The 9,650-nt window shown below is 69.7% G+C and carries 12 protein-coding genes; 10 read left to right on the forward strand and 2 right to left on the reverse strand.

The window, feature by feature from the left end:
* Positions 1–48: 48 nt before the first annotated feature.
* The 7 genes from OCH239_RS10980 to OCH239_RS11010 all read left to right on the forward strand — a co-directional run bounded on the left by OCH239_RS10980 (position 49) and on the right by OCH239_RS11010 (position 5,294).
* The gene (locus OCH239_RS10980; protein ID WP_037262648.1) at positions 49–996 is read left to right on the forward strand and encodes an ABC transporter ATP-binding protein; all 948 of its coding nucleotides are present in this window, start codon (positions 49–51) and stop codon (positions 994–996) included.
* Positions 993–1,877, forward strand: a complete 885-nt coding sequence (locus tag OCH239_RS10985) for a carbon-nitrogen hydrolase family protein (protein WP_037262383.1) — start codon at positions 993–995, stop codon at positions 1,875–1,877. The genes OCH239_RS10980 and OCH239_RS10985 overlap by 4 nt, the downstream gene beginning before the upstream one ends.
* A gap of 101 nt (positions 1,878–1,978) precedes the next feature.
* Entirely contained in the window at positions 1,979–2,197 is a 219-nt protein-coding gene (infA, locus tag OCH239_RS10990; protein ID WP_005978431.1) for a translation initiation factor IF-1, read from the forward strand.
* Positions 2,198–2,258: 61 nt separating this feature from the next.
* The gene (locus tag OCH239_RS10995) at positions 2,259–2,834 is read left to right on the forward strand and encodes a Maf family protein (protein ID WP_037262385.1); all 576 of its coding nucleotides are present in this window, start codon (positions 2,259–2,261) and stop codon (positions 2,832–2,834) included.
* Entirely contained in the window at positions 2,831–3,862 is a 1,032-nt protein-coding gene (locus OCH239_RS11000; RefSeq protein WP_037262651.1) for a ribonuclease E/G, read from the forward strand. Before OCH239_RS10995 ends, OCH239_RS11000 begins: the two co-directional genes overlap by 4 nt.
* Positions 3,859–4,050 carry a DNA gyrase inhibitor YacG gene (locus OCH239_RS11005; protein WP_037262393.1) on the forward strand — a complete coding sequence of 64 codons (192 nt, stop codon included), beginning with the start codon at positions 3,859–3,861 and terminating at the stop codon, positions 4,048–4,050. The genes OCH239_RS11000 and OCH239_RS11005 overlap by 4 nt, the downstream gene beginning before the upstream one ends.
* A 17-nt stretch (positions 4,051–4,067) precedes the next feature.
* Entirely contained in the window at positions 4,068–5,294 is a 1,227-nt protein-coding gene (locus OCH239_RS11010) for an aminotransferase class V-fold PLP-dependent enzyme (protein WP_037262654.1), read from the forward strand.
* A gap of 28 nt (positions 5,295–5,322) precedes the next feature.
* Here the strand turns inward: OCH239_RS11010 and OCH239_RS11015 are convergent, their stop codons facing one another.
* Positions 5,323–6,210 (reverse strand): lytic transglycosylase domain-containing protein, encoded by an 888-nt coding sequence (locus tag OCH239_RS11015; protein WP_037262395.1) that lies wholly within the window; start codon positions 6,208–6,210, stop codon positions 5,323–5,325.
* A gap of 107 nt (positions 6,211–6,317) precedes the next feature.
* Between OCH239_RS11015 and ftsY the strand changes: the two genes are divergently transcribed.
* Complete coding sequence (gene ftsY / locus OCH239_RS11020; protein WP_037262398.1) at positions 6,318–7,643, forward strand: signal recognition particle-docking protein FtsY; 1,326 nt, start codon at positions 6,318–6,320, stop codon at positions 7,641–7,643.
* The gene (locus tag OCH239_RS11025) at positions 7,640–8,035 is read left to right on the forward strand and encodes a GNAT family N-acetyltransferase (protein ID WP_037262400.1); all 396 of its coding nucleotides are present in this window, start codon (positions 7,640–7,642) and stop codon (positions 8,033–8,035) included. Before ftsY ends, OCH239_RS11025 begins: the two co-directional genes overlap by 4 nt.
* 31 nt (positions 8,036–8,066) lie before the next feature.
* On the opposite strand, the gene OCH239_RS11030 is transcribed toward OCH239_RS11025, so the two are convergent.
* The gene (locus OCH239_RS11030) at positions 8,067–8,549 is read right to left on the reverse strand and encodes an MgtC/SapB family protein (RefSeq protein ID WP_037262402.1); all 483 of its coding nucleotides are present in this window, start codon (positions 8,547–8,549) and stop codon (positions 8,067–8,069) included.
* Between the two features lie 186 nt (positions 8,550–8,735).
* Here OCH239_RS11030 and OCH239_RS11035 point away from each other — a divergent pair, with 186 nt between their 5' ends.
* On the forward strand, positions 8,736–9,638 hold the full coding sequence (locus OCH239_RS11035; protein ID WP_037262404.1) for a DMT family transporter: 903 nt from the start codon (positions 8,736–8,738) through the stop codon (positions 9,636–9,638).
* Positions 9,639–9,650 lie beyond the last annotated feature (12 nt).

Here is a 9,650-nt window from a genome sequence, read left to right on the forward strand (position 1 = left end):
ACTAGCTGCGTTATGACCGAGCGGCAGAACGGGAGCAAGGCCAACACCATGAGCGACGCGGCGATCCGGATCAAAGGATTGAAGAAAACCTACGCGGGCAGCCACGGCCAGCCTCCGAAAGAGGCGCTGAGGGGCGTGGACCTCGAGGTGCCGAGGGGCTCGGTCTTCGGCCTGCTCGGCCCCAACGGCGCGGGCAAATCCACCCTCATCAACATCCTCGCGGGGCTCGTCGTGAAGACGGCCGGCAAGGTCGAGATCTGGGGCTGGGACCAGGACACCAACCCGCGGCAGTCGAGGGCCTCGATCGGCGTGATGCCGCAGGAGCTGAATCTCGACCCGTTCTTCACGCCGCGCGGGGCGCTCGAGGTGCAGGCCGGGCTCTACGGCGTGCCGAAGAAGCAGCGGCGCTCGGACGAGATCCTGCGCACCGTAGGGCTCGAGGACAAGGCCGAGGCCTATGCGCGCACCCTTTCGGGCGGTATGCGGCGGCGGCTGCTGCTGGCCAAGGCGCTGGTGCATCACCCGCACGTGCTGATCCTCGACGAGCCGACTGCGGGCGTCGACATCGAGCTGCGCGAGATGCTCTGGGAGAACGTCCGCAAGCTCAACGTGGAGCAGGGCATGACGGTGATCCTCACGACGCACTACCTCGAGGAAGCCGAGAAGATGTGCGGCGACATCGCCATCATCAACGACGGCGCGGTTGTGGCGCGGGACCGGACGTCAAACCTGCTCGGACAGATCGACGCGCGGACCATGGTCATCGTGCCCGAGACCACACCGAACGCGCTGCCGCAGCATCCCGAGCTCGAGGTCGAGACGCGTGAGGACGGGGCGATCGCGGTGACGTATCACGCCAATCAGACGAGCGCGGAGCGGGTGCTCGACGCGGTGCGCGAGGCGGGCATCCGGATCGCCGACGTCCGCACCGAGCAGGCCGATCTCGAGGACGTCTTCCTCAACCTCACCCGCGGCGCGCACAAGCGGTCCGCATGAAGGTCGCGACCGCCGCATATCCGCTCGACGTGCTGCCCACATGGGGCGTCTATGCCGACAAGATCGCCCGCTGGGTCGGCGAGGCGGCGGGAGAGGGTGCGGAGCTTCTGGTCTTTCCCGAATACGGCGCGATGGAGCTTGCGACGCTCGACGGGCCGGCGGTGGCAGGCAATCTCGAGGCGTCGCTCGCCGCGGTCTCGGCGCGGATGGGGCACGTGGCGGCGCTGCATTCTGCGCTCGCCCGCCATTACGGGGTGCACATCCTCTCGTCCTCGGGTCCGGTTTTCGATCCCGCCATTTCCTATCGTCCGGTGAACCGGGCGATGCTGTTCACCCCCGGTGGCCAGGTCGGTGTTCAGGACAAGCAGATCATGACCCGCTTCGAGCGCGAGGTCTGGGGCGTGGTTCCGGGCGGACCGCTCCGGCTCTTCGACACGGCGCTGGGGCGGATCGGCATCCTGATCTGCTACGATTCGGAATATCCGCTGCTGGCGCGCGCGGTTGCGGACGCGGACATGCTGCTTGTGCCGTCCTGCACCGAGGCGCTCGCGGGTTACTGGCGCGTGCGGATCGGCGCAATGGCGCGGGCGCTCGAGCAGCAATGCGTCACGGTCATGTCCTCCACTGTAGGCGATGCGCCGTGGTCCGAGGCGGTCGACACCAACGTGGGCGCGGGCGGGGTCTTCGGGCCGCCGGATGTGGGCTTTCCGCCAACGGGCGTGATCGCGGCGGGCGAGATGAACGCGCCCGGCTGGACCTACGCGCATGTTGACCTCGCGCAGGTCGCGGCGGTGCGGGCGGACGGCGTGGTGCTCAACCGCGCGCATTGGGCCGAGCAGGGACCGCGCAGCGGCCCGCCGCAGGTGGTGCCGCTCGCCTGACCCTCCGATTGGGGCTTGAAAACTTCGCCGTTTGGGACAATTAAGGCGCATCGAACGGGGTGGTGCGTGGCGCCGCCCCCGAACGCAATTCAGGAGAGACCATGGCCAAGGAAGATACGCTCGAATTTCCCGGTGTCGTGAAGGAACTCCTGCCCAACGCGACGTTCCGGGTCGAGCTAGAGAATGGCCATGAGATCATCGCGCATACGGCAGGAAAGATGCGGAAGAATCGCATCCGGGTTCTGGCCGGCGACAAGGTGCAGGTGGAGATGACGCCCTACGATCTGACAAAGGGCCGCATCAACTACCGCTTCAAGTGATCCGTTTATCACGGACGAGTGCGGGGCCTTCGGGCCCCGTTTGCATGCGCGGAGAGACCTCATGAAGCTCATTCTCGGATCCGGCTCGCCCCGGCGGCGCGAATTGCTTGCGCAGCTCGGGATCGAGGCGGACGACATCCGCCCGCCCGAGATCGACGAGACGCCCGAGAAGGGCGAGCTGCCGCGCCCCTATTGCCAGCGCATGGCGCGCGAGAAGGCGCAGGCGGTCGTGGCGGACGAGGCCGACGTGGTGCTGTCGGCGGACACGACGGTGGCGCTCGGACGGCGCATTCTCGGCAAGGCCGCGGACGAGGCCGAGGCCGAGGAGTTCCTGCGGGCCATGTCCGGCCGGCGGCACCGGGTGGTGACCGCCGTGGCGGTCCGCAAGGGCGGCAGGCTCTGGGAGCGGGACGTGGTCACGCGGGTGAAGATGAAGCCGCTGTCGAACGCCGAGATCCGCGGCTACATCGCCACCGGGGACTGGCAGGGCAAGGCGGGCGCCTACGGGATACAGGGGCCCGCGGGCGCGCTGGTGCCATGGATCTCGGGGAGCTTTACCGCCGTCGTGGGCCTGCCGCTCGCCGAGACCGCGGGGCTCTTGCAAGCGGCCGGGTGGCCGGTCTGGAGGACGACATGAAGGGCGCGACCATTGCTCTCGACGAGCTGAACGGCCGCGAGGCGGCGGCGCTGGTCGTGGACGGACGGCTCGAGGATCTCTTCCTCGACGGGGGCGGCGCGCTGCCCGGCACGATCTATCGCGGGGTCGCTGGACGTCCCATGAAGGGGCAGGGCGGCATCTTTTTCGACACGCCCGATGGGTCTGCCTATCTGCGGCAGATCAAGGGGATCTCCCCTGGCGAGGCGCGCATCCTTCAGGTCACGGGATTTGCCGAGCCCGGCAAGGCGATCCCGGTCACCGACCGCGTGCTCTTCAAGAGCCGCTACGCCATCGTCACGCCCGGCGCGCCCGGCATCAACGTGTCGAAGGCGATCAAGGACGACGAGATGCGCGATGCGCTGCGGGGACTCGCGCGCGAGGTCTTCGACAGCGAGGACGGGCTGATCCTGCGTTCGTCCTGCGCGGGCGCCGACGAGGAGGACGTCGCCGAGGACATCCGGCAGATGGCCGAGCTCTCGAAGGCGGCGATGGCGGACGCCTCGGGCGGCGCGGAGGTTCTTGTCGAGGGCGACGGAGCACATGCCCGTGCGTGGCGCGAATGGACGATGCGCGCCGAGGTCGACCGCGATGCGGGCAGTTTCGAGCGGCACGGCGTGCTCGATGCGATCGACGCGCTGGGCGCGGCGGACGTCCCTCTCGGGGGCGGTGCGTCCATGGCGGTCGAACTGACGCGCGCGCTGGTTGCCGTCGACGTGAACACCGGCGGCGACACGTCCCCGGCGGCGGGCCTCAAGGCAACCATCGCGGCCCTGCGCGAGCTGCCGCGGCAGCTGCGCCTGCGGGGGCTCGGGGGCCTTGTCACGGTCGATCCCGCGCCGATCCCCAAGAAGGAGCGCAAGCAGATCGAGCAGGTGCTCCGGGCCGCGCTAAAGACCGACAGCGTGGAGACGAACTTCGCCGGGTGGACGCCGATGGGCAATCTCGAGCTGCAGCGCAAGCGCGACCGCCCGGCGCTTGCCGAGATACTGAGAGGGGGCGCGCAATGAGCTGTCCGATCTGCGCCCGGGAGACCGACCCGAAATACCGTCCGTTCTGCAGCCGGCGCTGCGCGGACGTGGACCTCGCCAAGTGGATGAGCGGGTCATACGCGGTGCCCTCGAGCGACCCCGAGGACATCGAGGAGGCGCTCGACGCCGCAGAACGGGCCGCCGAGGAACAGGGGAAGCTGAATTGACCTTTTCGCCCGAACTGATGGCCGAGATCCGCGGCCGCTTTGCCCATGTCGAGGAATGCCCCTTCGAAGGGCGCCGGATCTTCTTCGAGAACGCGGGCGGCGCGCTGACGCTGAAATCCGTGGTCGAGACGAGCGGCTTCTACGCCTCCGTGCCCGACAACCAGGGCCGCGCGAACGGCGCGAGCGCCAAGCTCATGGAGACCATCGCGGCGGCAAAGGCCGAGGTTGCGGAGTTCTTCAATGCGCAGGGCGGAACCGTCTTCGTCGGCGAGAGCGGGACGGAGCTCCTGTTCCGGATGATCCGCGACGCCTGCCTCGGCGCGCCCGAAGGCGGCGTCGTGCTGGGCTCGACGGTGGAACATCCCGCGTCGCGGTCTGCCGCCGCGCGTTGGGCGGAGGTCACAGGGCGCGACTACGTCCAGATGCCGCATGACGACGCGCTCGGTCTCGTGACGCCCGAGGCCTACGCCGCGGCGGTCACGCCCGAGGTGCGTGTCGCGACGATCCTGCACACCTCGCCGGTCACCGGCATGGGCATGGACGTCGCCGGGATCTCGGCGGCGATCCGGGCGGTGGCACCCGAGGCGCTGATCGTCGTCGACGGAATTCAACATGCCTGCCACGGCTCGATCGACATCGCCTCCTACCGCATCGACGGCTACGCGGTCTCGCCCTACAAGGTCTTTTCGCGCCACGGCTACGGCGTCGCCTGGGCCTCGGACCGACTGACGGCGCTCGGCCACGACGCGCTCGCGGGCGGGCCCGCTGGCAACTGGGAGCTCGGCACCCGCGACACCGGCGCCTACGCTACCCTGCGCGACGTGGTGGCCTATTTTGACTGGCTCGGCGGCGAGGTCTCGGAGGCGTGCGACCGTCGCGCTCGGATCGAGGCCGCGGCCGCGGCGATCCACGACCACGAGCGCACGCTGACCGATGCGATGCTCTGGGGGACGGACAACCTGCCGGGGCTCGCGCGCATGGACGGCATCACCATCGTCGGCGGGGCCGAGAACGCGGCGCGCGAGGGGCTCGTGACCTTCGCCGCGGAGGATCGGGCCGCGCCCGCCATCGTCGAGGCGCTGGAAGCGCGCGGCATCCGGGTGCACACGCGCAAGGCGGACCATTACTCCGGCAACATCCTGAGCCCGCTCGGGCTCGAGGGCGCGGTTCGCGTGTCCGTCTGCCACTACAACACGCTCGGCGAAGTGCGCGATTTCCTCGCCGCGATGCGCGAGATCGTGTGATCCGTGGAGGCTGACGCGCGCGAGCGGGTCAGTCGTTGCGGTAGACGGCGCAGATGCAGCCCTGGCGTCGGAGCTCGGCGCAGAGGCGATGGGCGGCGGAGGCGCTCTGCTGGCCGAGCCGCGCCATGTAGCGGGCCCGCTGGCCTGTGATGCGGCTCCTCACGTAGACGAGGTCGAGATCGATCTCCTCGACGCCGGAGCGGCAAGCCTGGCTGCGCTGCTCGAAGGACTGGCGCGCCGCGGCCACGGTCAGACCGTAGGCGAGCTGCACTCCGAAGGGCGCGTGCACGGGCTCCGGCGGCGGGTAGCGGGTCATGCGGCGGTTCCGGGCGAGGTCGTGGCACGCCTCGCGGAAGGGCATGTCTCCCTGCAGGCGGAAATCCGGGTCCTCGGGCGGGTCGTCCCGCCATGTCTCGGCCCTGAGCCCGGTGATGATCTGGACGTAATGCACGGTCTCGCGGGCGAGGCCGCCGCTGCCCGCGATCAATCCCTCTGCGCGTCCCTCGCCGCCATTGTAGCCGACCGCCGCGAGCCCCTGATTGCCGTAGCGGCGCGCCATGTCGCCGAGATAATGCGCCGAATGCTCGAGCGCCTCGGCCGGGTTGTAGCTGTCCCCGAGCCCGCGCAGGTCGGCGGTGCCGTCGATGAACTGCGCGATCCCGCGGGCGTCGGCGTGGCTGAGGGCGTTCGGGTCGAACCGGCTCTCCTGCCAGATGAGGCGGGCGAAGAAGCCCGGGTCGAGCGCGTTCTCGCGCGCGAAATACTCGATCGCCTGGCAGGTGTCGTGGACGTAATGCGAGGGCCGGATGCACTGGACGTGGTTCCACTTGCCGGTCGAGCACATCCTGCCCGGCTCCTGCGCGGCGGCAGGCAGCGGAGCGGTCAGCAAAAGCAGGATTAGGAAGCGACGGATCATGCCCGGACCATAGAAGGCGGAGGCGCCCGCCGGTCAACGGGCCTTTTCCTTGGCCCGGATCGCGTTTAGGTGAGGAGGGTCCCGATCCGACCGAAGGCCCGTGCCCCATGTCCTTTTTCGGCAAGCTCAAGTCCCGCCTGATGCGCTCGTCCTCGAAGCTCGAGGAGGGGCTCGACGCCATCGTGGAAGAGGGCGGCAGCGCCGATCCCGAGCGCCCGGAGACGCCACCCGCGCCCGACACCACGCCGCCGCAGGACCCGCCGCCGGAAGATCCCGCGCCGGATCTGCCGCCCGAGACGCCCCCCGAGGCCCCGGAGGAGCTGCCGCCCGGCGTGCCCGAAGAGGCCCCGGTCCCGGAGGATCCGGTCGAGATCCCGGACGCGCCCGCACCGGGCCCGGCCGATCCCGCGCCGGAGGATCCGGTGCCGGAGCGTCCCTCCGAAGCGGTGCCGCTCACCCCGATGGAGATGCCGCAGGAGGAGCTGCCCTCGGCGCCCTCGGCGCCCGCCGAGGTGCCGTCGGACGCGCCGCCCGAGAACCGCAACACTGGCCTCTTCGGCCGTCTCTTCGGGCGCGGGCCGTCCGAGGCGCCGGTGGTGCGCCGCACGCTCGACGACGAGATGGTCGAGAGCCTCGAGGAGCTGCTGATCTCCGCCGACATGGGTGTCGACACGGCCCTGCGCGTCGCCGGCAACATGGCCGAGGGCCGCTACGGCCGCCGCGTGTCGACGCAGGAGATCAAGGAGCTTCTCGCCGCCGAGATCGCCCGCATCATGGAGCCGGTTGCCAAGCCCCTGCCGCTCTACCGCAGCAAGCCGCAGGTGGTGCTGGTCGTGGGCGTCAACGGCTCGGGCAAGACCACGACGATCGGCAAGCTCGCGAGCCAGTTCACGCAGGCCGGCAAGAAGGTCGTGATCGCGGCGGGCGACACGTTCCGCGCCGCGGCGGTCGAGCAGCTGCAGATCTGGGGCGACCGCGCGGGCGTGCCGGTCCTGACCGCGCCCGAGGGTTCGGACCCCGCCTCGCTCGCCTTCGACGCCTTCACCAAGGCCGAGGCGGACGGCGCGGACCTTCTGATGATCGACACCGCGGGCCGCCTGCAGAACCGGCAGGACCTGATGGAGGAGCTCGCCAAGATCGTCCGCGTGCTGCGCAAGAAGGATCCGGACGCGCCGCACAACACACTCCTCGTGCTCGACGCCACCACCGGCCAGAACGCGCTCAGCCAGGTCGAGACCTTCCAGAAGCTCGCGGACGTCTCGGGCCTCGTGATGACCAAGCTCGACGGCACCGCCAAGGGCGGCGTGCTGGTGGCGCTCGCCGACAAGTTCGGACTGCCGATCCACGCGATCGGGGTGGGGGAGCAGATCGACGACCTCGCGCCCTTCGATCCCGAGGAGTTCGCCGCGGCCCTCACGGGGCTCGAGCAATGAGCGTGACCTGGGGCAACGAGCCCCCGTCGGTCGGCGAATACGGCGAGCTGCGCCGCCTCGCGGGCCTCTCTCGCCGGGCGCCGAACGCCGCCGCGAAGGGTCTCGAGGGCTCGCTCCACGTGGTGACGGCGCGCGAGCGTGCGCGGCTCGTCGGAATGGGGCGCGTCGTCGGAGACGGCGGCTGCTTTGCTCAGATCGTGGACATTGCCGTCGATCCCGAGTTCCGACGGCAGGGCATCGGGACCGGCATTCTCGAGCGGCTGATCGCCTGGGCCGAGGCCGAGCTGCCCGCCTCCTGCGATCTCAGCCTGATCGCCGATCCGGGCTCGTTCGAGCTCTACAAGCGGTTCGGGTTCGAGATCCGGACGGGCATGGTGCGCCACCCCGGATGACGAAGAACGGCGCGGGCCATCTGCCCCAATTCTACCCCTTGCCGGTCTCCGGCACGACCTTGCGCAAGAGCCAGGTCACGATGACCGTGAGCGCCGTGGCGAGTGCGGCCAGCGGCACGTTGCCCGTCCCGCAGGACAGGCCAACGGCCCCGGCGAGCCACATGCCGGCGCCGGTGGTGAGCCCCCGCACCTTGGCACCCTGCGTGATGATCGAGCCCGCGGCGAGGAAGGCCACACCGGCTGTCACCGCCTCGATCACGCGGATCGGATCGACCCGCAGCGAATCGCTTTCGGTGGCCTCGATCGCCATGAGATCGAAGGCGATCAGCGTGAAGAGGCAGGCCGCGACGGCGACCAGGATATGCGTGCGCAGGCCGGCGGGCTTCTCGTGCGCCTCGCGCTCCCAGCCGAGGATGGCCCCCAGCATCGCGGCCGCGACGAGCCGCAGCACCGCCACGGAAAGTGGCGTCGCCGAAAACGTCGTCAGCAGCTCGCTTCGTACCAGATCGATCATGGCAGACTCCTCCCGTCGCGCCTCTCTTTGCCGATTAACGTCGCTGCCGCGCACGCGTTTCCCCGCGATCCCACCGCGGCGCGATATTCTTCGGGCGCGCCCTTCTTCTTGGCGGAAATACTCCGGGGGTGTCGCCGCAGGCGACGGGGGCAGAGCCCCCTGCACCTTACCGGAAGGCGCCGCCGCATGAGCGACTGGCTGATCTCGCTCGAAGGGACCGAGGCCGGGCACCGGCTCGCGCTGATCCTCGCCGTTTCGGCAGCGTTCCTGCATGCCGTCTTCGGCGCGCTGCAGAAGGGGCGGCACGATCCCTGGCTCTCGCGCGGCGCGATCGACGCCTCCTACGGCATCATGGCGGCTCCCTTCGCGCTCTTCGTCGTGCCCTGGCCCGAGCCGCATCTGTGGCCGATCCTTGCCGGCGCCTTCCTCATCCACGTGGTCTACAAGGTGCTGCAGGGGCTCGCCTATACCCGTGGCGCCTACACGGTGGTCTATCCGGTGGTGCGCGGGACGGGGCCGTTCTTTGCCGTGATCGGCGCCCACATCATCTTCGGCGAGGTATTCACGCCGGTGCAATGGCTCGGCATCGCGGTGCTGATGGCGGGAATCTTCGGGCTCGCGGTCTACAATTATCTCTATCTGGTGCAGGATCGCGCGACGCTCGGGCCGGCGCTCGCCTTCGCGGTGGCGACGGGGACGTTCGTCGCGCTCTACACGACCTACGACGCCTACGGCATCCGCTCCACCGCCGATCCCTTCACGTTCCTGGCGTGGTTCTTCTTCATCGACGGGCTCGCCATGCCGCCCTATGCGCTCTGGCGCTACATGCGGATGGACGAGCCGCCGTCGCCCGGACCGCTGGCGCTCCGCGGCATCGTGGGCGGCTTCATCGCCTTCGCGAGCTTCGGCTCGATCATGCTGGCGACGCGGCTCGACAAGGTCGGCGAGGCGGCGGTGCTGCGCGAGACCTCGACGGTCTTCGCCGCGCTCATTGGCTGGCTCGTTCTGAAGGAAACTGTCGGGCCGCGGCGCATTGCCCTGATGACGCTGATTGCGGCGGGCGCCGTGATCGTTGAGATGGGGGGCTGAAGCCGCCATATG

The organism is Roseivivax halodurans JCM 10272 (genome assembly GCF_000521785.1).
GTDB classification, from domain to species: Bacteria; Pseudomonadota; Alphaproteobacteria; order Rhodobacterales; family Rhodobacteraceae; genus Roseivivax; species Roseivivax halodurans.